General features: G+C 65.4%; 17 protein-coding genes. 8 read left to right on the top strand and 9 right to left on the bottom strand.

Annotated features, from left to right (window positions below; all coding sequences use genetic code 11):
* Positions 1 to 143: 143 nt before the first annotated feature.
* Complete coding sequence (gene ispF, locus F3J17_RS29945; RefSeq protein ID WP_167067968.1) at positions 144 to 623, bottom strand: 2-C-methyl-D-erythritol 2,4-cyclodiphosphate synthase; 480 nt, start codon at positions 621 to 623, stop codon at positions 144 to 146.
* A 51-nt stretch (positions 624 to 674) separates the two neighbouring features.
* A complete protein-coding gene (gene ispD, locus F3J17_RS29940) occupies positions 675 to 1388 on the bottom strand; it encodes a 2-C-methyl-D-erythritol 4-phosphate cytidylyltransferase (RefSeq protein ID WP_167067965.1) in 714 nt (237 codons plus the stop codon).
* A 168-nt stretch (positions 1389 to 1556) separates the two neighbouring features.
* On the opposite strand from ispD, the gene mfd reads away from it, so the two are divergent.
* The 4 genes from mfd to mscL all read left to right on the top strand — a co-directional run bounded on the left by mfd (position 1557) and on the right by mscL (position 8146).
* Positions 1557 to 5042: a transcription-repair coupling factor gene (mfd, locus tag F3J17_RS29935; RefSeq protein ID WP_167067962.1), complete on the top strand. Its 3486-nt coding sequence runs from the start codon at positions 1557 to 1559 to the stop codon at positions 5040 to 5042.
* 170 nt (positions 5043 to 5212) lie between these two features.
* On the top strand, positions 5213 to 6484 hold the full coding sequence (gene argE, locus F3J17_RS29930) for an acetylornithine deacetylase (protein WP_167067959.1): 1272 nt from the start codon (positions 5213 to 5215) through the stop codon (positions 6482 to 6484).
* Between the two features lie 19 nt (positions 6485 to 6503).
* Entirely contained in the window at positions 6504 to 7520 is a 1017-nt protein-coding gene (locus F3J17_RS29925; RefSeq protein ID WP_167067956.1) for a threonine/serine dehydratase, read from the top strand.
* Positions 7521 to 7696: 176 nt separating this feature from the next.
* On the top strand, positions 7697 to 8146 hold the full coding sequence (mscL, locus tag F3J17_RS29920) for a large conductance mechanosensitive channel protein MscL (RefSeq protein WP_167067953.1): 450 nt from the start codon (positions 7697 to 7699) through the stop codon (positions 8144 to 8146).
* A gap of 80 nt (positions 8147 to 8226) precedes the next feature.
* Here the strand turns inward: mscL and F3J17_RS29915 are convergent, their stop codons facing one another.
* From F3J17_RS29915 to F3J17_RS29905, 3 genes are all read right to left on the bottom strand, one after another.
* Positions 8227 to 10257 (bottom strand): response regulator, encoded by a 2031-nt coding sequence (locus F3J17_RS29915; protein WP_167067950.1) that lies wholly within the window; start codon positions 10255 to 10257, stop codon positions 8227 to 8229.
* A 147-nt stretch (positions 10258 to 10404) separates the two neighbouring features.
* Positions 10405 to 11001 (bottom strand): response regulator, encoded by a 597-nt coding sequence (locus F3J17_RS29910; protein WP_167067947.1) that lies wholly within the window; start codon positions 10999 to 11001, stop codon positions 10405 to 10407.
* 47 nt (positions 11002 to 11048) lie between these two features.
* Entirely contained in the window at positions 11049 to 12755 is a 1707-nt protein-coding gene (locus F3J17_RS29905) for an ATP-binding protein (protein WP_167067944.1), read from the bottom strand.
* A gap of 419 nt (positions 12756 to 13174) precedes the next feature.
* Between F3J17_RS29905 and F3J17_RS29900 the strand changes: the two genes are divergently transcribed.
* Complete coding sequence (locus F3J17_RS29900; protein WP_167067942.1) at positions 13175 to 13678, top strand: hypothetical protein; 504 nt, start codon at positions 13175 to 13177, stop codon at positions 13676 to 13678.
* Positions 13679 to 13768: 90 nt separating this feature from the next.
* Here F3J17_RS29900 and F3J17_RS29895 read toward each other — a convergent pair whose 3' ends face one another.
* On the bottom strand, positions 13769 to 16243 hold the full coding sequence (locus tag F3J17_RS29895) for an AsmA family protein (protein ID WP_167067939.1): 2475 nt from the start codon (positions 16241 to 16243) through the stop codon (positions 13769 to 13771).
* Positions 16244 to 16362: 119 nt separating this feature from the next.
* On the opposite strand from F3J17_RS29895, the gene F3J17_RS29890 reads away from it, so the two are divergent.
* Together F3J17_RS29890 and fetB are read left to right on the top strand one after the other, a co-directional pair.
* Positions 16363 to 17118: an ATP-binding cassette domain-containing protein gene (locus tag F3J17_RS29890; RefSeq protein WP_167067936.1), complete on the top strand. Its 756-nt coding sequence runs from the start codon at positions 16363 to 16365 to the stop codon at positions 17116 to 17118.
* Positions 17115 to 17930 carry an iron export ABC transporter permease subunit FetB gene (gene fetB, locus F3J17_RS29885; RefSeq protein WP_167067933.1) on the top strand — a complete coding sequence of 272 codons (816 nt, stop codon included), beginning with the start codon at positions 17115 to 17117 and terminating at the stop codon, positions 17928 to 17930. Before F3J17_RS29890 ends, fetB begins: the two co-directional genes overlap by 4 nt.
* Positions 17931 to 17961: 31 nt before the next feature.
* On the opposite strand, the gene F3J17_RS29880 is transcribed toward fetB, so the two are convergent.
* Entirely contained in the window at positions 17962 to 18525 is a 564-nt protein-coding gene (locus F3J17_RS29880) for a DUF6013 family protein (protein WP_167067930.1), read from the bottom strand.
* A gap of 219 nt (positions 18526 to 18744) precedes the next feature.
* Entirely contained in the window at positions 18745 to 19632 is an 888-nt protein-coding gene (ligD, locus tag F3J17_RS29875) for a non-homologous end-joining DNA ligase (protein WP_167067927.1), read from the bottom strand.
* A gap of 617 nt (positions 19633 to 20249) precedes the next feature.
* On the opposite strand from ligD, the gene serB reads away from it, so the two are divergent.
* Entirely contained in the window at positions 20250 to 21089 is an 840-nt protein-coding gene (gene serB / locus F3J17_RS29870) for a phosphoserine phosphatase SerB (RefSeq protein ID WP_167067924.1), read from the top strand.
* A gap of 74 nt (positions 21090 to 21163) precedes the next feature.
* On the opposite strand, the gene F3J17_RS29865 is transcribed toward serB, so the two are convergent.
* Positions 21164 to 22348, bottom strand: coding sequence for a cystathionine beta-lyase (locus tag F3J17_RS29865; protein ID WP_167067921.1), 1185 nt, complete (start codon positions 22346 to 22348; stop codon positions 21164 to 21166).
* Between the last annotated feature and the right edge of the window lie 54 nt (positions 22349 to 22402).

Raw genomic sequence — 22402 nt, 5'->3', positions numbered from 1 at the left:
ATGATTGCAGATGCAACCACCGCCTTTGATATGAGAGCAGGCATGCGCCCTGCTCACTGCATTCGATACGCTAGAGGCACGCCGTTTGCGCGCGCCTTCCAGCGATTCATAAAAGGCCTTGTTTCAAGGCCTGAAAATGAATCTCAAGCGCGCGAAAGCAGCACCGCTGCCTGCGCTTCGATGCCTTCGCTGCGGCCCAGATAGCCGAGCTTCTCGTTGGTCTTCGCCTTCACGTTGACGCGATCGAGCGGCAGCTTGAGATCTTCGGCGATACACGCGCGCATCGCTTCGATATGCGGCGACAGCTTGGGCGCCTGGGCGATCACGGTACTATCGACATTGATCAGCGTGAAGCCCGCTTCTTCCACGCGGCGCAGGCATTCGCGCAGCAGCACGCGGCTGTTCGCGCCGTAGAACTGCTTGTCGGTATCCGGAAAGTGACGGCCGATGTCGCCGAGCGCGGCCGCGCCGAACAACGCGTCGGTGATGGCGTGCAGCAGCACGTCCGCGTCCGAGTGGCCGAGCAGCCCGCGGTCGTAGGGCACCGTCACGCCGCCGATGACGAGCGGGCGTCCCGGCACGAGCTGGTGCACGTCATAGCCTTGTCCGATTCTGATGTCCATGTGTGGTGTTTCCGTGTGGGTTATGCGGTGACGCGATTAACTAACTGGCGATTAATTCGAGGCGCTGAGAATCGCTTCTGCAAGCGCGAAGTCTTCTGGGTACGTCACCTTGAAGTTGCGCAGGCTGCCCTGCACCAGACGCGGCGAATGGCCAAGCCACTCGATTGCGCTGGCTTCGTCGGTGAGATCGTGGCCTTCCTGCTGGGCGCGCTCGATCGCGCCGCGCAGCATGCCGATGCGGAACATCTGCGGCGTTTGCGCCTGCCAGAGGCCGTCGCGCGACTCGGTGCGCTCGATGCGCGGGCCGCCCGGCACGTTATGGGGCGCGACGCGCTTGAGCGTGTCGGCCACCGGCAACGCCATGATGCCGCCAACCGGATCGTCCTTGAGCGCCTCGACCAGCGAGCGGATCAGCGCGGGCGTGATGCCGGGACGCGCGGCGTCGTGGACGAGCACCCAGTCGTCGTCGGTGGCGCCGAATTCGGCGAGCGCGACCAGTCCGTTGTACACCGACGCCTGGCGCGAGGCCCCGCCGGTGCGGCGCACCGCAAAGCGCAGACCGCTGAAGCGGCGCGCGTCGAAGTGGCTATCGTCGGGAGAAAGGACGACGAGGGTCTGGGTGAATTCGCTGCAGGCGTCGAACGCCGCGAGCGTATAGTGCAGGAGGTCGCGCCCCGCAACCGTGCGGTATTGCTTGGGCAGGGACGATCCCGAACGGCTGCCGGTACCGGCGCAGGGAATCAGGGCAAATAGGCGTGAAGTCACGGTGTCGCGAGCCGGATGAGTGCCGGATGAGTCAAAGTAAAGGACGGATTTTATAATAGGTCCTTTGCCCGCACGCCCAACGTCCACAAGTCGTACCGGATGGCGCGCGCAACGGGCACACCGGCGACCTTGCGAAAGGCCGTCTAGCCAGGCCAACCTGTTGCCCCTATGTCCGAAATCGCCGCATCCTCGAAGTCCCCGTCCGCTTCACCGGTCGCCGTCGTCAAGCCGGGGCAACGCTACGCGTTCGACGGCACGCACGGCTCGTCCGACGCGCTCCTGATCGCCCGTTACCGCGAAGCCGCGCGCGACAGCGCCGCCGCGCCGCTGCTGGCGGTGATCTGCGCGAGCGCCGTGGATGCCCAGCGCCTCGCGCAGGAAATCCCGTTTTTCGCGCCCGAAGCGCGCGTGCGCCTGCTGCCCGACTGGGAAACGCTGCCTTACGACACGTTTTCGCCGCACCAGGATCTGGTCTCCGAGCGTCTGGCGACGCTGCACGACCTCGGCGAGGGCCGCTGCGACATCCTGATCGTGCCGGCCACCACGGCGCTTTACCGGATGCCGCCCGCCTCGTTCCTCGCGGCCTACACGTTCTCGTTCTCGCAAGGCGAGCGACTGGACGAGCAAAAGCTCAAGTCGCAGCTCACGCTGGCCGGCTACGAGCACGTGAGCCAGGTGATGCGGCCCGGCGAATACTGCGTGCGCGGCTCGCTGATCGACCTGTTCCCGATGGGTTCGCCGCTGCCATATCGCCTCGACCTGTTCGACGATCAGGTCGATTCGATCCGCGCCTTCGACCCGGACAGCCAGCGCAGCCTCTATCCGGTCAAGGAAGTGCGCCTGCTGCCGGGCCGCGAATTCCCCTTCGACGAAGCCTCGCGCACGGCGTTTCGCAGCCGCTGGCGCGAAGTCTTCGAGGGCGACCCGAGCCGCGCGACGATCTACAAGGACATCGGCAACGGCGTGCCCTCGGCGGGCATCGAATACTATCTGCCGCTCTTTTTTGAAGAGACGGCCACGCTGTTCCACTATCTGCCGCAAAACGCGCAGCTGGTGTTTTCCGGCGATCTGGATGCGTCGATCCGCCGTTTCACCGCCGATACGAAGCAGCGCCACAACTTTCTCGCGCACGACCGTGAACGCCCGATCCTCGAACCGTCGCGCCTGTTCCTGACTGACGAGGACTTCTTCACGCTCGCCAAGCCCTTCGCGCGCCTCGTGCTCCCGGCGGCGAGCGCGGGCGGCTGGGCCGCGCCGCTGCCGACGCTGGCAATCGACCGTCACGCCGACGATCCGCTCGCCTCGCTGCGCAGCTATCTCGACACCACGAAAAACCGCGTGCTGTTCGCGGTGGAATCGGCGGGCCGTCGCGAAACCATCGCGCAACTGCTCGCGGACAACCATCTGCGCCCCACTTCGGCGGACAGTTTCCAGGACTGGCTCAGCGGCGACGAGCGCTTCGTGCTGGGCGTCGCGCCGCTTTCGACCGGCTTTGCGCTGCCCGGCGAAGCGCTGTCGATCATCACCGAAACCGAGCTGTACGGTCCGCTTGCGCGCCGCGCGGGACGCCGACGCCAGGAACAGGCGAGCAACGTCGATTCGATGGTGCGCGATCTGTCGGAGCTGAAAGTGGGCGACCCGGTCGTGCACGCGCAGCACGGCATCGGCCGCTATCACGGCCTTGTGACGATGGACCTGGGCGAAGGCGACACCGAATTCCTGCACCTCGAATACGCCAACGGCAGCAAGCTCTACGTGCCGGTTTCGCAGCTGCACGTGATCTCGCGCTACAGCGGCGCCGATCCGGACAGCGCGCCGCTCCACGCGCTCGGCTCGGGCCAGTGGGAAAAGGCGCGCCGCAAGGCCGCGCAGCAGATTCGCGACACGGCCGCCGAACTGTTGAATCTCTACGCGCGCCGCGCCGCGCGCGAGGGCCACGCGTTCGCGCTGGAGCCGAAGGATTACGTGAAGTTCGCGGAAAGCTTTGGTTTCGAGGAAACGCCCGACCAGGCCGCGGCGATTGCCGCCGTGATCGGCGATATGACGAGCGGCAAACCGATGGACCGCCTGGTGTGCGGCGACGTGGGCTTCGGCAAGACCGAAGTGGCGTTGCGCGCGGCCTTTATCGCGGTGATGGGCGGCAAGCAGGTGGCGATCCTCTCGCCCACCACGCTGCTCGCGGAACAGCACACGCAGACCTTCACCGACCGCTTTTCCGAGTGGCCGGTGCGTATCGCGGAACTGTCGCGTTTCAAGAGCACGAAGGAGGTCAACAGCGCGATCCAGCAGATCAACGACGGTAGCGTCGATATCGTGATCGGCACGCACAAGCTGCTGTCGTCCGATGTGCAGTTCAAGCGCCTGGGCCTCGTGATCATCGACGAGGAACACCGTTTTGGCGTGCGCCAGAAGGAAGCGCTCAAAGCCCTGCGCGCCGAAGTCGACGTGCTCACGCTCACCGCCACGCCGATCCCGCGTACGCTGGGCATGGCGCTGGAAGGCCTGCGCGACTTCTCCGTGATCGCCACCGCGCCGCAGAAGCGGCTGGCCATCAAGACCTTCGTGCGCCGCGAGGAAGACAGCGTGATTCGCGAAGCGATGCTGCGCGAACTCAAGCGCGGCGGCCAGGTGTACTTCCTGCACAACGAAGTCGAGACCATCGAGAATCGCCGCGCCATGCTCGAAGCGCTGGTGCCGGAGGCGCGCATCGCCGTGGCGCACGGCCAGATGCACGAACGTGAACTCGAAGCCGTGATGCGCGATTTCGTGGCGCAGCGCGCGAATGTGCTGCTCTGTACCACGATTATCGAAACCGGCATCGACGTGCCGACCGCCAACACCATCCTGATCCATCGCTCGGACAAGTTCGGTCTCGCGCAGCTGCACCAGTTGCGTGGCCGCGTCGGGCGCTCGCATCACCAGGCATACGCGTATCTGCTCGTGCACGACCCGCAAGGTCTCACGAAACAGGCGCAGCGCCGTCTCGAAGCGATCCAGCAGATGGAGGAACTCGGTTCGGGCTTCTATCTGGCGATGCACGATCTGGAGATTCGCGGCACGGGCGAAGTGCTCGGCGACAAGCAATCGGGCGAAATCCAGGAAATCGGCTTCCAGCTGTATACGGACATGCTCAACGACGCCGTGAAGGCGCTCAAGGACGGCCGCGAGCCCGATCTGAACGCGCCGCTCGCTGCGACCACCGAGATCAATCTGCACGCGCCCGCCATCCTGCCCGCCGACTATTGCGGCGACGTGCAGGAGCGCCTGTCGCTCTACAAGCGCCTGGCGAACTGCGAGCACGACGATTCTATCGACGGCATCCAGGAAGAGCTGATCGACCGCTTCGGCAAGATGCCGCCGCAGGCGCATGCGCTGATCGAAACGCACCGTCTGCGACTCGCCGCCAAGCCGCTCGGCATCACCAAGATCGACGCGGGCGAAGCCGTAATCGGCCTGCAGTTCGTGCCGAATCCGCCGGTCGACGCCATGCGCATCATCGAAATGGTGCAGAAGCACAAGCATGTGAAGCTCGCCGGCCAGGACAAGCTGCGCATCGAAACGCGCAGTCCGGACCTGGCGGTGCGTGTGGCGACGGTGAAGGAAACGCTGCGTGCGCTGGGTGCGCCTGCGCGGGCTTCGGCACCGCGTGCTTAAACATGTCGCGCGCTTAGACGGATGATCTGACGTTTCAACTGTCGGGTTATCCGTCCCCACGCCATGTTGCAGCGCGCCACGTCCGCGCGCGCCGCAACATGGCTTGCGGCTTTGGCGAGTCCCACCCTTTTTGGGTAGTATTGGACAAGACAAGCAAGCCGGAGCCCACCATGAGCATCACCGCTGAAACAGCGCAGTCTTCCCAGCAAGATTCGCAGCAAGATTCGCAGCAGTCCCCCGCCGCACAGTCTTCCGATCTTCCCGCTTCACTTCCCTGGATCACCCGTCTCGTGTCGATGGACACGGTCAGCCGCAATCCGAATCTCGGCCTGATCGAAACCGTGCGCGACGATCTGCGCGCACGCGGCATCGAATCGACGCTCACCTACGGCCGCGACGGCAAGTGGGCCAACCTGTTCGCCACGTTGCCCGCGCACGATGGCTCGACCGATGGCGGCATCGTGCTCTCGGGCCACACGGACGTGGTGCCGGTGGACGGCCAGAACTGGGACAGCGATCCGTTCAAGCCGGAAATTCGCGACGGCCTGCTCTATGGCCGCGGCACCTGCGACATGAAGGGTTTTATCGGCGCGGCGCTCACGCTGGTGCCGGAATTCCAGCAGATCAAGCTCGCCAAGCCGCTGCACTTCGCGCTCTCGTTCGATGAGGAAATCGGCTGCGTGGGCGCGCCGCTCATGATCGAGGAACTCGTGAAACGTGGCGTGAAACCGGACGGCTGCATCGTCGGCGAACCCACCAGCATGCGACCGATCGTGGCGCACAAGGGCGTCAACGTTTATCAATGCTGCGTGCGCGGCCACGCGGCGCATTCGTCGCTCACGCCGCGTGGCGTCAACGCGATCGAATACGCGGCGCGCCTGATCTGCTATATCCGCGATCTCGCCGATTCGTTCCGCGCGCAAGGCCCCTTCGACGAGCTTTACGACGTGCCGTTCACCACGGCGCAAACCAGCACCATCGAAGGCGGCAATGCCGTCAACACGGTGCCCGCCGAATGCCGCTTCGCCTTCGAGTTCCGCAATCTGCCGACGCTCGACCCCGACGCGATCTTCGCGCGCATCGAGCAATACGCGCGCGAAACCCTGGTGCCGAAGATGCAGCGCGAAGGCGTGGACGGCGCGTCGCCCGCGATCGAATTCCTGAAGGTTGCCGCAGCGCCGGGCCTCGACGATTCCGAACAGGCGGCGATCACGCAACTCGTGCGCGCGCTCACCTCGGACCAGACGCGCCGCAAGGTCGCCTATGGCACCGAGGCAGGATTGTTCGCGCGTGCGGGCATTCCGAGCGTGGTGTGCGGTCCCGGCGACATCCAGCAGGCGCACAAGCCGAACGAGTTCGTCTCGCTCGAACAACTTTCGGCCTGCGAAGGATTCCTGCGCAAGCTCGTGCGCGGGATGTCGGTGGACGCGCACGCGCGCTGATCGTCCGGATAAACCGGCCATGTCCACCGGCACGCCGCTGCCCACCGATCACACGATCGACGGCGAAGCGATTCCCTCGCTCGATGAGATCGCCGCTCAGCACATCACGCTCGCGCCGTGGGTGCTGCGCACGCCGGTGTTCGACCGCCACGATCTGCCCTCTCTCGGCGATACGCTGGTCAATTTCAAGTTCGAGCTGCTGCAGGCAAGCGGCAGCTTCAAGGTGCGCGGCGCGTTCACACACCTGCTTGCGCTCGATGCCGCGCAACGCAGCGCGGGCGTGACCTGCGTGTCGGGCGGCAATCATGCGATTGCCGTTGCGTACGCAGCGAAACGGCTGGGCATCGCCGCGAAAGTGGTGCTGTTTCATACTGCGAGCCCGGCGCGCGTGGATCAGTGTCGCCGTCTGGGCGCGGAAATCGTGCGCGCGAACAACAGTCACGAAGCGTTCGAGATCGTGCGCCGCATCGAAGCCGACGAAGGCCGCTACTTCGTGCATCCCTTTAACGGGTATCGCACGGTGCTGGGCACGGCGACGCTCGGCTACGAATGGGCGACGCAATCGCCGGATCTGGACGCGGTGATCGTGCCGATCGGCGGCGGCGGACTGGCGGCGGGCGTGGCGACGGCGCTGCGTCTGGCGAATCCGCGCGTGCGCATCTACGGCGTGGAACCCGAAGGCGCGGACGCAATGAGCCGCAGCTTCGCCGCGAACCACACGGTGCGCCTGACCCACATGCACACGATCGCCGATTCGCTGATGTCGCCGCACACCGAGCAATACAGCTACACGTTGTGCCGACGGCATCTCGAAGGCATCGTCACAGTCTCCGATGATGAACTGCGCAGCGCCATGCGCGTGCTGTTCGACGAGCTGAAGCTGGCCGTCGAACCCGCGTGCGCCGCGGCTACGGCTGCGCTCTACGGTCCGCTGCGCGATGCTTTGCAGGGCAAGCGCGTGGGCGTTCTGCTCTGCGGCGCCAATACCGATCCGCAGCGCTTCAACGAACAGATCACGCTTGCGCAGCAGGTGTAAGACACATCGCTCCCGGGCACGCGACGTGCATTAGTCCGTTTCGCGTTGCGTCGCAATCGGCGAAACGTCAGCCAATGTCAAATCGCTACCGCGTTACGGGTGCGTTCGCTATCATTGCGCCAATGCGTCGTTATGTAACCAGGCCCGTGCCGCCCCCCTTCAAGGAGAGCCCGCTCATGAGCATGATCAAAGAGTTCAAGGAATTCGCCGTCAAAGGCAACGTAATGGATCTCGCCGTCGGTGTGATTATCGGCGGCGCCTTTTCCAGCATCGTCAATTCGGTCGTCAAAGACCTCATCATGCCGGTGATCGGCGTGGTGACGGGCGGCCTGGACTTCTCGAACATGTTCGTGCGCCTGGGCAATATTCCGCCGTCGTTCAAGGGCAATCCCGATTCCTACAAGGATCTGCAGACCGCGGGCGTGGCCGTGTTCGGCTATGGCTCGTTCATCACGGTGTTGATCAACTTCATCATTCTGGCGTTCATCATCTTTCTGATGGTGAAGTTCATCAACAAGCTGCGCCAGCCGGATGCAGCGCCCGCGCCCGCCGAACCGGCGCCCACGCCGGAAGACGTTCTGCTGCTGCGCGAGATCCGCGATTCGCTGAAGAACAACCCGCGCTAAACGCGCTTTTTCCGGTCAGATTGAAAAAGCCCGCGTCGCCTTTCGAGGCACGCGGGCTTTTTTGTCGATCTAACGGGTATTCAGGACGTTGCCGTATTCGGCGCTTGAGGTGCGTGGGGCGCGTGATCTGGCGCATCCTGCGCGGCGGCCTGCGCGCGCAGAATCGCCGCGTCTTCGATCAGATGCTCCAGCTGCTCGAAATTGACCGGCTTGGTGAGGTGAGCCGTGAAGCCCGCTTCGAGACTGCGGCGCACATCGTCGTCGGTGCCGAAGCCCGTCAGCGCAATCGCGGGCACCGAGGACGCCTTGCGAAACGCGCGGATAAAGTCGATGCCCGAGCCATCCGGCAAGCCAATATCGCTCACCACCAGATCAAAGCGCTGCGCAGCGGTCAGCGCGAGCGCACCCGCCACGCTGGCCGCCACCGCCACCTCGTGACCGAGCGCGCGGATCAGTTGTGACATCACCTCGGCCGTATCCTCGTGATCCTCGATCAGCAGGATATCGAGCGCGCAGGCCTGATGCGGCCCGCACCGGTCGGCGGGCTGCTCGGCGCCGACGCCTGGCGTGGCGGTCGGCAACACGATTGTGAACGTCGCGCCGCAATGCGCACCCGGACTCTTCGCGCTGACCGTGCCGCCATGCGCCTCCGTCAACGCCTTGGTAACCGCGAGACCCAGCCCCAGACCGCCGAACTGCCGCGTCATGTTGTGGCTGCCCTGCTCGAAGGCATGGAACAGCTTGCCGATCTGCTCGGGCGCAATGCCGATGCCCGTATCCTCCACTTCGATCACCACGTGCATGCGCTCGTCGCGCGTGCGCACGTAGATGTGGCCGCCGTCGGGCGTGAATTTCGCCGCGTTGCGCACGAGATTCCAGAACATCTGCTGCATGCGCGCGCGATCGCCCCGCACGTAGTGATGCTGCGCCCGGCGCTCGACATGGACGTCCTGTTGCTTGATCTGGATTTCGCTATGAAAGAGTTCGAGCACGGCGTCGATCACCTCGTGCACATCAACGGTGTCGAGTGTGAGATCAAGCTTGCCGTTGGCGACACGCGTGAGATCGAGCAGATCGTCGATCAGACGCGCTTCGAGTTCGATATTGCGGCGAATCATCAGCACGCCTGCGCGTGCGGCTTCGGGCAGACCGGGGATCTGCTCCAGCAGCCGGGTGCCGGCCAGAACCGGCGTGAGCGGCGTGCGTAATTCGTGCGAGAGCATGGCGAGAAAGCGGTCTTTGGCGCGATTGGCCTCTTCCGCCGCCTGACGCGCGGCCTGCTCGGAGGCCAGCAGCAATTCGCGCTCTTCGCTCGATTCACGCTGCGCGTGGATGTCCGTGCAACTGCCGAACCATTTATTGATGCCGCCATGCGGGTCGCGCATCGCCACGATACGCACATCGAACCATCGCCACGTGCCGTCGTGACGGCGGATACGCAACTCATGCCGATAATCGTTGTTGTCGCTGCGCACCGCCTTGAGCCAGGTGTGGCGGATATCCTCGCGATCGTCGGGATGTACGGCGTCTAGCCACGCCAGGCCGTGCGACTTGCCCGCGTCGAGGCCCGTGTAATCGCGCCACTGCTTCGAAAGAAAATCGCAGTCGCCATCCGCGCCGCAGGTGAAGACGAGGTGCGGCAGCGCTTCGGAGAGCGTACGGTAATGTTCTTCGCGATCGCGCAACAGCAACGCCTGATCGGAAGCGCGCTGCAGCGCGACCTGCGACAGCACGCGCGCCACGGCTTCAGGCAGATAGTCGAGATAATCGCCCGATTTCGGCACGACGTCGGAGACGCCTGCGCGCAAGGCCGCGATCACGCGCGACTCGTCGGTGAAACCGGTGACGAGAATCGCCGGCACACGCACGTTGTCCGCGCGCAGACGGCGGAAGAAGTCGAGCCCGGTTTCGGCGCCGTCCAGCTGGTAGTCGAGCACCAGCACGTCCGGCGTACGCGCGGCAAGCACGGTGCTCGCCTCGGCCACGCTGCCGCAGGTGTCCACGCGTGCGCCGGCGCGCACGAGCGATTTGCGCGCGAGCCGCAAAATGCCCTCGTCATCGTCGACGACGAGCACATGCGCGCCCGCCAACAGGGTTGCTTCTTCGTTCATGCGCGTCGCGTTCCTCGGAGCTCGCTCCCGTTCGGGAGCATGCGCAGTCGGGTCATCCTGGTCATGCGTCAATCAATCTCTCTCGCGGATGGCTGCGTGCCGCCGGCACGCGCTTCCGCATACTCTTTCAGGGGCGGCTGGCGTCGATCATGGCCGATTGAAGCGATGCCCTGCCGGCAGCTTGACGACCTGCAGGAAAAAGCCGAGTCGCCGCACCGCCTCGATAAACGCGTCATATTCGACGGGCTTCGTGATGTATACGTTGCAGCCCAGTTCGTAGCAACGCTCGATTTCGCGCGGGTCGTCGGTGGTGGTCAGCACGATCACGGGCACCGAGGCCGTCACCGGTTCCGCTTTCAGCCGTCGCAGCACCTCGAAGCCGTCCACGCGCGGCATACGCAGATCGAGCAGCACCACGAAGTTCGCCAGATCCTCGCGCGACGGATAGCCCGCCAGGTTTTGCGTACCCGGCGCGCCGAAGAAATAATCAAGCGCCTCCTGGCCGTCGCGAAACCGCAGGAAGCCATTCGACACGCCCGAGCGGCGCAGGTTGCGCTCGACCAGCGTGGCATGGCCGTCATCGTCTTCGATCAGCACGATGCTGACGCGTTCGCCGGCCAGGGCGGCGCGGTAATCGCCGTGCTGCGCTTCGTCCTGTGCCTGCTCGTGTGCCTGCTCGTGTGCCTGTTGTTGCGCTTCGTCCGCGTGGCCTGCGCGGCTCCCCGTGTCTTCCCCGTGCGTCATTTGCCGCTCCCCGACGTTCCCTGCAACGTTTTCGATGGTGCCTGTCCTCAAGCCGATGCGGTGCGCAGCGGCGCGTCGGGCAACGCGACAAAAAACGTCGAACCCGCGCCTTCCGTCGATTCCACCCACATGCGTCCGCCATGGCGTTCGGCGATCCGGCGCGCGAGCGCGAGGCCCGTGCCCTGCCCATCCGACTGGCCGCCGTGCAGGCGCTGAAAGGCGCGAAACAGCTTGGGCAGATACGCGGCGGGAATCCCGATGCCATTGTCGCGCACATAATACGTCCGCGTGCGGGTACCCGGCATGCGTGATGCATCGCGCGGGCTTTCCTGGGCATTTTCCAGCGCTTTTATGCTGAAAACCGGGACGGGCGCGGTCTTTTTATGCGCGTCGGCGGCTTCCTCCGCGATTTCAGGAACGGCGACCGCGCCGATTTCCACCAGCCCTGGCCGCGACGGATCGAGATGGCGCAAGGCATTGTCGATCAGGTTGCCGAAAATCTGTTCCAGCGCCGCCGGATCGCCCCACGCGGGCGGCAGTTCGCCCACGAAAATCTGTGCGCGCTGCGCGAGGCCCGCGGCGAGCCCGCCCAGCGCACGCTCGACGATGCGTCCCACATTGACGCGCTGCCAGCGGTATTCCAGGCGGCCCGCGCGCGACATGCGCAGCAGCGCGTCGATGATCGCGGCCGAGCGCGCCACCGCCTGGCGCAGGAATTGCAACGATTCGGCCACGTCGCCGTCGAGCACTTCGCTCATGCGGCGATGCTCGTCGGCCGGCATGCCGGCTGTGTCGATCTGCACGCGCAGGTCTTCGCACGACACCTGCAATTCCTTCGAGAAACCCTGCAGATTCACGAGCGGCGAGCGCAGGTCATGCGACACGCTGTACATGAACATCTCGTTGTCCTGGCTTTCCTGGCGCAGCTTGTCATTCGCGGCGGCCAGATCGGTGGCGCGCGCCTGCAACTGCAGCTTGAGCGCGGCCTGTTCGCGATCGGCGTCGCGCAAGCGGCGGCTCGTCTGATTGAGCACCGCATCGAGCGCGGCAATCTCGTCGTCGCCGTCCAGCGGGCGCGCCAGCGCGACGCCTTCGCTCAGGCGCTGCGCATTGGCGCCAAGGGCCGCCAGGCGCTGGCCGACGTTGCGTGCGAACGCGATGGCCGTCACGCCCCAGATCAGCATCGAGCCGACCACGGCGAAAATCAGCGCGTTCTGCTGACGCTCGCGCGTCTCGCGCAAGGAGGCGCTGCGCGTGACGTCGAAGCGGGCTTGATCGGCGATAAAAGCGTCGAGTTCGCTGCGCACCGCGTCGATTTCGGGCGGCAGACCCGTCGGGCTCGCCTGCACGAAGGTGGTGCCGGAGCGGCCTTCGCGCAGCGCGTCCGCCACTTCGGCGCAGCGCGCGCGCCACGCCCGCGCGTCGTTGTTGATGCGCTGCACGCGCGCGAGTTGCACCGGGTTGTCGGCCACCATGTGCCCGAGCAGCGCGATGCGGTCCGAGAATTCGGCCCACACGGCGCGCCGGTCGATAAACGAGGGATCTTCGAGCACAACGGCGGTGCGCACGCGCGCCGCTTCGCGCAACAGCGGCTGGACGAGGCTCGAAGCCTGCCAGAGGATCTGTTTGCTGGCGTCGGCGCGACGGGCGGCCTGGGCGGCCTCGCCTTGCGTGTCGAAGACGACGCCGAGCAGCGCCAGCTCGACGACGCTCGGAATCGCGATCAGCAACAGCCCCTTGGCGAACAGTTTCATGGCGGTCTGGTTCAGTGGCGTCTGGGCGGCGCGCGATCTCAGCCGTGGGCAGCCCCGTGGGCGGCTCACCGGCTGGCACCAGAGCCGAAACATTATCGGCGCGAAATTGCGAGATGACAACGTATGTGGCCACGCCCACCACGCCACGAGAAAAGCCCGCTTTTTCCGGAGAAATCGTCACACCGCGCCCGCGTGCAGGACTATTATTGAGACCGGAGACAGAAGAAAGAAAATGAAAGAGCAGTAAAGAGCGAGAGAGCGCCGGGATACTTACATGAGCGCGACGTGCGGCCCGGCATGGCGTTTTGCCTGAGGCAATGAGGATCTGGACGCCGTCCCCACGGCCAGGATCCTCGCGAATCCGGCAGATCCTATGCTAGAAGGATCGACGTGCGGCGCACCAATCCGGGAGTGGTCGCATGGGAACGCTGCGTGTTTTGCAATCCACCTTTTTCAGGCGAATTTTTATGTCCTTCCCGAAAAAGCGTAAGCGCGTCAAGGCAGATGGCGACGAGTCTTTTCTCGCCGTGCTGAGCCACTTCAAACCGTTCGGTCAACTGGACACCAAGATCGCCCGCGCTCGCGCGCAGGACGAGCCGGTGCTGTATGCCCACGTGCTGCCCGGTCTGGACGTGCTGCTGTGCAGTGTGCGCGGCGCGCATCCGCCCTATCCCGGTACGGCCGAACTGCGCAAACGCTGCATCGAATCCATTGCGCATGCGCTCGAACAGCCCATCGAAGGGCTCGAAAACGGCGGCTATTGGTACGAGGCCGACGGCTTTGGCTTCCTGGTGTTCGCAAGCCGTGCGAGAGCGCGCATCCTGCCCGAGTTCGGCGCAGGACGCCAGGGATTGAGCGCGCGGCGCGTGGCGCGCCGTCAGGACGCGACCGGCGATCCGGCGCCGCGACAGCAGTTGCGCTGAACACAATCGATACGACAACGCCCGACGCGAATCCGCGTCGGGCGTTTTTCCATGCGCGCGAGGTTACCGCGCAACGTCAGCGGCTTTGCGTCAGCTTCCCTTATAAAGATTTTGCGACAGGCCCGGTTGCGCGGACGCATCGGGCTTCGCATTCTTCGCTGGCGCCTGTGACGAACGCGACGAACGTGATGAGCGCGACGCCGCCGCGCTCGCCGCCACCGGCGCGGAGGCCGGCGCGCGCATCTTCTGCCCCGGCGGCGGCGCGACCGGATGCTGATGCATCTGCGAGAACAACTGATCGCACGGCAAAGGCTTGTTATTGCTCGGCGCGATCAGCGGAATCAGCGCCGCGAACGGGTTGATCAGGCCAAGACCGACCATCGCGCCCCCGCGCAGCGCGAGCGCCGCCGCATCCACGCCCACGTGCGGGTTCTTGAACGTGCCCTTCACATAAAGCGGCGAGCGCAACGAGAAGATGCGGAAGCCCTTGGTGTGCGGATGCACTTTCATATCCATCGATTCGTCGCGCAGATCGATCGGGCCGGTGATGTCGATCACGGCATCGTCGGTATCGAGCGCGAACACGCGCGGATCGAGCACGCCGTTGGTTGCGACGAAATCGGCGGCCGCGCAGTTGATGTTGACGTCGCGCTGCCCGAACAGCTTTTCGTAGACTACGTTCGCCACGTTCAGGCCCGCCGCCTCCATCAGCAGACGGCTGATCGTGCCTTGCGTGACGAGCAGCTTGACCTCGCCGTTCGACGTGGACGCCAGCGCCGCCGGCGAGTTGCCGGTCGCGGACAGCGAAGCGTCGCCGTTGATCTCGCCCAGCGCCGACTGCATCGACTTCACATTGGGGAACAGCTGCTTGAGCTTGAGGTGACGCGCCTCCAGCGTGCTGCTCGCCTTGAGCGGCGTGGCGCTGCCGTTGAGATTCACGCGCGTGGCCAGCGTACCGCCCGCCACGCCGAACTGCAGCGGATCGAGCTGGAGCACGCCGTCGGTCATGATGACGTGCGTGTACAGATCCTGGATCGGCAGGCTGCCCTGCTTGATGATGCGCTTGCCGGTGAACTTCACGTCGGCGTCGATGGCGTTCCAGCGGTCGGTCTTGAACGGCTCGACCGGAATCACGCGGTCGGTCGGCTGCTTGACTGTATCGCCGCGCTTGGCCTTGCTCGCCTTGCTGTCCGCACCGATGATCGGCGCCAGGTCGGAGAACTGCAGCAGGTTCGACACCAGCGCGCCCGAGAGCAGCGGACGCGTCGGACGCTGCGTATAGACGAAGGTGCCGTTGATGTCGCTGCCGCCCACGCGCCCGGTGAAGTTTTCGTAGCGGAACACGCTCGCGCCCTTCTTGAACTGGCCGACGAAGCGCCCTTCGGTGGCGTAAGGCGGCGTATCCGGCAGGGTCACGCCCGTCAGATTGTAGAGGTGGCCCATGCTCTGGCCTTGCAGCCACAGACGCAGATCGACGGCGGCGAGATGCGCCGGGTCCGTCACCGTGCCAACCAGCGCGATATGCATGTCGCCCGCGCGCACGTCGGCCTGCACCGGGAACGGGCGATTCGCATCCTGCAGCGCGAGCACGCCGCCGAGCTTGCCTTCGCCCGAAAGCGCAGTCTTGTTGTAAGTGCCCTTCACCGTCCAGCCGATTGCGTAGAACGGTTCGGTGGTCTTGCCGCCGGATACGGCGTTGGCATTGCTGGCCGAACTCGCGCCAATGGCAGCGAGCTTTGCGCCCATGCCTTGCGAAGCGGCGGGCGCGCTGGCTGCGCTTGCTGCACTCGCGGCGCTGGCCTCGCTCACTGCACTCGCGGCACTCGCTGCACTGGCCGCCGCCGCTTCCGACGCCTGCTGCTTTTCGGCCTGCTGCGCGAGCCGGTTCGCCCCCGAGCGACCGATCACCTGCGCCGATCCCTGACGCGATGCCGCTTCCTGCTGCTCCATCACCTTGCCGATCGGAATACCGTGACCCAGCAGGCTCACGGTCACTTTCACCTCGGTTTTGGTCTGCTGGTCGCTCACGGCGATATTGCCGTTGGAAAACGTGATGTCGTGCAGATCGAGCTTCCACGTCGACGGCCCGCTCGACGCCGGCAGCTTGAAGGTCCAGTTGTTGCGCCCGTCGGCCAGTCTTTCGACGTCAACGGACGGATTCACGAGATTGATGGCCGGAATCACGATGTCGTGCGCGAGCAGCGGCAGCACCGCCACTTCGAAGTCAATCTCGTCGAGCGTTGCGAATTTGGGCGTTTTGGTCCAGTCGGGGTTGGCCACTTCGATCTGCGTCGCTGAAAAGCGCGGCCAGGGCACCCACGCGCGCCAGCCCACCTCGCCCGGCGGCTTGCGCCAGCCCACCTTCAGATCGCCGACGATCGCAAACGGCCGGCCAATCGCTTCCGAAACCTTTTCGTTCACGTAAGGTTTGGCGCGATTCCAGTCGAAGGTGAGGATGAAAACGATCAGCGCGGCGACGATCACGGCGACAACGGCCACGAGCCATGCGATGATCCTGGCGAGTGTGCGGCCGGGGCCGCGGGGCTTGGGTTGCGGTGACGTCATGCGCGCTCCGGGTTTTGCATTGTTGTTTCGCCAACGAATTTGCAGCAGTCGGCGTGCCCGCTGGGACTGGCAGAGGCGATCACCGGCCCTGAAGCATGCGCGTCGTTCACAGTCATTTAATGAAAAACCCCCAGAACATATCCATTCGGTCCGGCGACGCTGCACCGCTTGTCGAAGCCCGTGGCCTCACGCGGCGCGACGCCCAGCGCGGCCAGATTTTGCTACATCCGACCGATTTCGCGCTGGAAGCCGGACAACGCGTGGTGCTCACCGGCCCTTCCGGCTCGGGCAAGAGCGTGTTCCTGCGCGCCCTGGCGCTGCTCGACCCGGCCGACGGCGGCACGCTGCTCTGGCACGGTCAGCCGATCGCGCGCGCGCAGATTCCGTCCTATCGGCGGCATATTGCGTACCTGCGCCAGCGGCCCGCGCTGATCGACGGCACGGTCGAAGACAATCTGCGCTTTCCGTGGTCGCTGGCCATCTACCGTGGCTCGGGCTTTGACGCCGCGCGGGTCACGAGCCTGCTTGAAGCGGCGGGGCGCGGCAGCGATTTTCTGGCACGCGATTCCGCCGAGCTTTCGGGCGGTGAAGCGCAGATCGTCGCGCTCGTGCGCGTGCTGCAACTCGATCCCGAAGCGCTGCTGCTCGACGAACCCACCGCCTCGCTCGACCCCGAATCGGCGCGCACGGTCGAAACGCTGATCGCCCACTGGTTCGAGCGCGAACGCACAGCGCGCGCAACGGTGTGGGTGTCGCACGATCCCGCGCAGGCGCAGCGCGTGGGCACGCGCCACCTGACGATGCGCGCCGGCGTATTGAGCGAAGCCGCCGATACCTCCAGCGCCCCCCTCCCCGCGAACGGAGCGCCGCAATGAGTCCAGGCGTGCTGCAAAACCTCAGCATCGGCGACGTCGCCATCGCGGCCCTGCTGGTGTTCGTCAACGGCGCGGTCTCCGTGCTGCTCAAGCTCGATCTCGAACGCAAGCTCGCATGGGCCGCTGTGCGCACCGTCGTGCAACTGCTTGCCATCGGCTATGTGCTCGGTTGGGTGTTCGCCTTCGATCGCTGGTACGTGGTGCTGCCGCTGATGGCGTTGATGACCTTGATCGCCGGTATCGCGGGCGCCCAGCGCGGCGCGCGCACTTATACGGGCCAACGCGTCGACAGCATCGTGTCGATCTGGGTGAGCGCGTGGCTGGTGGCGGCAGTCGGCCTGTTCGCCGTGATCCGCATCCGGCCCTGGTACGAACCGCAATACGCGATACCGATCCTCGGCATGATTCTCGGCAACACGCTGACGGGCGTGTCGCTTGGCGTCGAGCGCATGATGCAGGAACTCACCGCACGGCGCGACCGCGTGGAAAGTGCACTGGCGCTCGGCGCGACGCGCTGGGAAGCCGCCCAGCCGAGCGCGCGCGAAGCGGTGCGCGCGGGCATGATCCCGACGCTCAACCAGATGGCCGTGGTGGGTGTGGTGAGCCTGCCCGGCATGATGACGGGCCAGGTGCTGGCGGGACAATCGCCCTTGCAGGCGGTGCGCTACCAGATCGTGATCATGTTTCTGATCGCGGCATCGTCGGCGCTTGGCACGGTGGGCGCGGTGGTGCTGGCGTATCGGCGGCTCTTTTCCGCCGATCATTGCTTTATGGCGACGCGTCTCAAGGAGCGTGCGAAGGCACGGGCCTGAGCGGCGCGCGCCTCGATTGCGGCGTGATCGCCTAGCGTTGCGCCGATACGCTCAGTTGGGTGCCGTCGCTGAGCGTGAGCGTCTTAGCCGTGCCGTTGGTCGGCATCGAGAAGTGCAGCACTTCGCTATGCGCCACGACTTCCGGACATTGCGTGCCGCCCGCCGCCTTGCCGCCACGCGGCGCCTGGGCGCGGAAGCTCACCTGGATGTTCGCCGTGCCGTTGTGCGCGACGATAGGCGCAAGACGCACCTGGATCTGGCGCACCATCGCGCCGTTGGCGTCCAGCGGCAGCGAACTGTAATCCGGACAGCTCTGCGCCGCTGGCACCGCGCCGCCTGGCGGCGTGGAGCGCCAGTTGAAATCGTCGGTGTCGCCCGAGCGCAGCGTGCGCGTTTCCTGGGCCGTGCCATAGAGCTTCGACGTGACTTTCACCGTATAGCGGATCGGGCCGTCGGTGGGCGCCTGGGAGGTGACCGTGATGGGCGTCGAGGCGAATGCCGGCAGCGCGAACGCGCAATTCAGTGCCACGGCGGCAACGGCGACATGAGCGAGCGCCGCGCGAGTGCGGCGGGAGCGGGTGCGGCTGCAAGGCATGCGTCATCTCCTGGCGGGAGCTGCCGCAACCGCGATAGTCGCGGCCAGGGCAACTCGTGACAACATGGGGCGGATTTTTCTTCTGTCAGTCTAGCGCGCCGCGCGAAGGCTTGCGCCGCGCGATGGCATCGCCCGGCCCAGGTTTTATACCGCTTGCCAGGCCGGGCGTTTTGTAGAGCGAAGCAAGCCAGACGCGCGTCGCATCACACCTGAGGCCTTCTACGCGCCGCCCTCCTCCAGCCGCAACGTCAATTCGCTGCTCACGGTCTGACGCACCTGCGCATAGCGCGCCCACGGGGCCGGTCGCTTTGGCCGGTTGAGCTGCTTGAGCCGGACATCGATATTCGCGAGCGTCCAGTGCGCCCCACCCGTCGTCTGCGCCAGCTCATCCCACGCGATCGGCACGCACACGCCCATGCCTGGCCGCGCACGCACGCTATAGGCCGCTGCGGTGCCCGCTCCGCGCACATTGCGGTGGTAATCCACATAGACCTTCTTTTTGTGATGCTCGGCGCTTTGCGTCGCAGTGAACTGCGTCGGCCAGCCGGAAGCCAGCCGCTGCGCAACGGCGCGTGCAAAGGCTTTGGCGTCGTCCCAGCTCGCCGACGGCACGAGCGGCACGACGATATGCAAGCCCTTGCCGCCGCTGGTCTGACAGAACGCCTCCAGCCCCAGATCGCCGAGCAGCGCGCGCGTGAGTTCCGCGGCCTCGATCACGCGGTCCCAGCCGAGCGCCGGATCGGGGTCGAGGTCCAGCACCACGCGATCCGGGGCGTCGACATCGGCGGCACGCGCGTTCCAGGTGTGCAGTTCGACACCATCCATCTGCGCCACGTTGATCAGCGCGTCGAGCGAATCGATGCCGATAAGCGGGTGGCCGCTTTCGAGTTCGTCGTGCAGGGTGACACCGGGAATCGGCATGCGGGTGAGGTGGCGCTGGAACAGCAGTTCGCCGCCGAGGCCTTGCGGCGCGCGCAATAGCGAAACGGGACGATCGCGCAAATGCGGCAGCAGCCACGGCGCGACGCGCGCGTAATAGCGCACGACATCGAGCTTGCGGGTGCCGCTCTCGACGTCGATGATGCGACGCGCGCTGGTGATGCGCACGCCGGCGACTTCGCCGGTGGTGCTGGCACGGCCGTTGCGCGATTGCGCAGGCGGTGCCGGAGATGCAGATGGTGCGGGTGGCGCTGGCGGAACTGCAGACGGAACTGCAGTCGGCACTGCGGGCGAAACGGCTGGCTGGACACTTCTGGCGGCGCGCGGCGGTTTCGGAACCGGACTGACTGCGGCGTCGAGCGTAAGCGACTGATGGGCTTCAGGCGCTGGCTTTGCCGCGGTTTCCGGAACCGGCTTGCGCGCGCCGGTCGGCGTTCGACCGGGACTTGTCTGGGCGGAATGAGCGTCCTGCATACCGGTTCCCCTGGCGCCGCTTGGCGCATGCGACGCGTCGCGCGACGCGAGTCGCGACACGTATGGTTGTCGGCACGCGGCGGCCGCCCCCCGTCGGACGCCGCACGAGCATTCATTGTGCCTCGAAAGCGAGCTTTCGTCTCCGTAAGCTGTCCGGCCTCTGTCTGGTGGACCTCGCACGGGCCTCGAAACGGTACAATTCGCGTTTTCGCCGCGCGTACTGACAGAATCGCCGCCCTGATGCCGTTTTTTGGCGGCCGATCCCTGTCCGGTTCGCGCCCCGTTTCGATTCGCCCCGCGTCGCCCACCTCATGAATCTCGTCATCCAGAGTCCCGCTCCGCTGCAAGCCGTCCATCACAAGCCGCTCCTCGCGCTCGCGCGTGGCAGCCGCCTCGTGCCGATCGACGAGCATGCGATCCGTATCGAAGATGCCGCGCCCGCGCAGCGCCCGGACCTCGACGTGTATTGCGGCACGCATCAGCTCGATTACGCGTTCGTCGAAGCGGGCCGCACGCTTGGCAGCTTCGGTCTGGTCGCGATGGACATGGACTCGACGCTCATCACGATCGAATGTATCGACGAGATCGCCGACTTCTACGGCCTGAAAGCCGAAGTCGCGGCCATCACGGAAGCGTCGATGCGCGGCGAGATCAAGGACTTCAACGAAAGCCTCACGCGCCGCGTCGCGCTGCTCAAGGGTCTCGACGCAAGCGCGCTGGAACGCGTTTTCGAAGAGCGTCTGCAGCTTTCGCCCGGCGCGGAAAAAATGCTCGCGGGCGCCAAGGCCGCGGGCCTGAAGACGCTGCTGGTGTCGGGCGGCTTCACGTTCTTCACGGAGCGCCTCAAGGCGCGTCTGGGCCTCGACTTCACGCGCGCAAATTCGCTTGAAATCGTCGATGGCAAGCTCACGGGCCGCGTCACCGGCGAAATCGTCAACGCCGAAGTCAAGGCGCGTACGGTTCAGGAAGTCTGCGCGCAGATCGGCATCGATCCGCGCCGCGCGATCGCCATGGGCGACGGTTCGAACGATCTGAAGATGATGGCCGTGGCGGGTTTGTCGGTGGCGTTCCGCGCCAAGCCGGTGGTGCGCGAAGCGGCGAGCGTCGCGTTCAACTTCGTCGGCCTCGACGGTTTGCTTCGCCTGTTCTAAAGCGCCAGCGGAAATGACAACGGCCGCGCCGTCGTGATCGACGGGCGCGGCCGTTTTGCTTTCAGCGCGACGCTTTACGCAAGCGTGGCGAGTGCACGTTCGATATCGGCGCGCAGATCGGCTTCGTCTTCCAGGCCAATATAGAAACGCACCAGCGTACCGCGGTGCGGCCAGCCAGCCGCCGTGCGCATCGACGCAATGTCGTAGGGCATCACGAGGCTGCGCGCCCCACCCCAGCTCCAGCCGAGCGCGAAGAGTTCGAGCGATTCGCAGAACGTGTCGATCTGCGCGGCGCTGTAGCGTTCGTCGAACACCACCGAAAAGAGTCCGCCCGCGCCCGTGAAGTCGCGCTTGTAGAACGCGTGGCCCGGGCAATCTTCAAAGGCCGGATGCAGCATCGCCGCGATTTCGCTGCGCGTTTTGAGCCAGTGCGCCAGCGAGAGCGCGGCGCGGTCGTGCGCATCGAAACGCACCTTCATGCTCGGCAGGCCACGCAGCACGAGCGAGCAGTCGTCCGACGAGACGCCGATACCCATGCGCATGCGCGCAAGCTTGATCTTCAGATAGAGATCGCGGTCGCGCGTGATGGTCGCGCCCATCAGCACGTCGCTGCCGCCCGACTGATACTTCGTGAGCGCCTGCACCGAGATATCGACGCCATGATCGAAGGGCTTGAATGCGAGCCCCGCCGACCACGTATTGTCGATCGCCGTCAGAACGTTGTGCTTGCGCGCAACGGCCGTGATCGCGGGCACGTCGGGCACTTCCATCGTCACCGAGCCGGGCGCTTCGAGCCAGATCAGCTTCGTTTCCGGACGGATCAGCGCCTCGATACCCGCGCCGATCATCGGATCGTAATAGCGCGCGGTGATGCCGAAGTCGCGCGCGAGCCAGTCGCCATGATCGCGATTGGGCGAATAGACATTGTCGGGAATCAGCACATCGTCGCCAGCCTTCAGGAGACCGAAGTAGACGTTGGAGATCGACGACAGACCCGAGGGTTGCAGGAGCGCGTGCTCGCCGCCTTCGATATCGGCCAGACGCTGCATCAGCATCGTGGACGTGGGCGTGGCATGCAGGCCGTAGCGCCATTGCGCGTCGTTTTTCCAGTCGAGGCCGCGCACGGTCGCGAGGTCGGGGAACACGACGGTCGAGGCGCGCGTGACGGGCGCGGCGAATGATTCGAAGCCGGGCGTGATGTCGTCCTGCGGATTGACGATGCGCGTCTGCAAGGCGCGGCTGGAGTCGGATTGGTTCATGTCGGAGCAGGCGGTTAAAGCGCGGATGGGAGACATGGCGCGGGTTTGGGCGGT

The organism is Burkholderia sp. Ax-1719, assembly GCF_011753055.1.
GTDB lineage: Bacteria > Pseudomonadota > Gammaproteobacteria > Burkholderiales > Burkholderiaceae > Paraburkholderia.
This window is presented reverse-complemented; position numbering and strand designations above follow the sequence as displayed.

What these genes read in the sequence shown, in the direction of transcription:
- F3J17_RS29910 (WP_167067947.1), bottom strand. Translation starts at nt 11,001, where the DNA reads ATGACGCACGGGGAAGACACGGGGAGCCGCGCAGGCCACGCGGACGAA.
- argE (WP_167067959.1), top strand. Translation starts at nt 5,213, where the DNA reads ATGAGCATCACCGCTGAAACAGCGCAGTCTTCCCAGCAAGATTCGCAG.
- F3J17_RS29915 (WP_167067950.1), bottom strand. Translation starts at nt 10,257, where the DNA reads ATGAACGAAGAAGCAACCCTGTTGGCGGGCGCGCATGTGCTCGTCGTC.
- F3J17_RS29900 (WP_167067942.1), top strand. Translation starts at nt 13,175, where the DNA reads ATGGGAACGCTGCGTGTTTTGCAATCCACCTTTTTCAGGCGAATTTTT.
- F3J17_RS29890 (WP_167067936.1), top strand. Translation starts at nt 16,363, where the DNA reads ATGAAAAACCCCCAGAACATATCCATTCGGTCCGGCGACGCTGCACCG.
- ispF (WP_167067968.1), bottom strand. Translation starts at nt 623, where the DNA reads ATGGACATCAGAATCGGACAAGGCTATGACGTGCACCAGCTCGTGCCG.
- mscL (WP_167067953.1), top strand. Translation starts at nt 7,697, where the DNA reads ATGAGCATGATCAAAGAGTTCAAGGAATTCGCCGTCAAAGGCAACGTA.
- F3J17_RS29895 (WP_167067939.1), bottom strand. Translation starts at nt 16,243, where the DNA reads ATGACGTCACCGCAACCCAAGCCCCGCGGCCCCGGCCGCACACTCGCC.
- F3J17_RS29905 (WP_167067944.1), bottom strand. Translation starts at nt 12,755, where the DNA reads ATGAAACTGTTCGCCAAGGGGCTGTTGCTGATCGCGATTCCGAGCGTC.
- F3J17_RS29925 (WP_167067956.1), top strand. Translation starts at nt 6,504, where the DNA reads ATGTCCACCGGCACGCCGCTGCCCACCGATCACACGATCGACGGCGAA.
- F3J17_RS29865 (WP_167067921.1), bottom strand. Translation starts at nt 22,348, where the DNA reads ATGAACCAATCCGACTCCAGCCGCGCCTTGCAGACGCGCATCGTCAAT.
- serB (WP_167067924.1), top strand. Translation starts at nt 20,250, where the DNA reads ATGAATCTCGTCATCCAGAGTCCCGCTCCGCTGCAAGCCGTCCATCAC.
- mfd (WP_167067962.1), top strand. Translation starts at nt 1,557, where the DNA reads ATGTCCGAAATCGCCGCATCCTCGAAGTCCCCGTCCGCTTCACCGGTC.
- F3J17_RS29880 (WP_167067930.1), bottom strand. Translation starts at nt 18,525, where the DNA reads ATGCCTTGCAGCCGCACCCGCTCCCGCCGCACTCGCGCGGCGCTCGCT.
- fetB (WP_167067933.1), top strand. Translation starts at nt 17,115, where the DNA reads ATGAGTCCAGGCGTGCTGCAAAACCTCAGCATCGGCGACGTCGCCATC.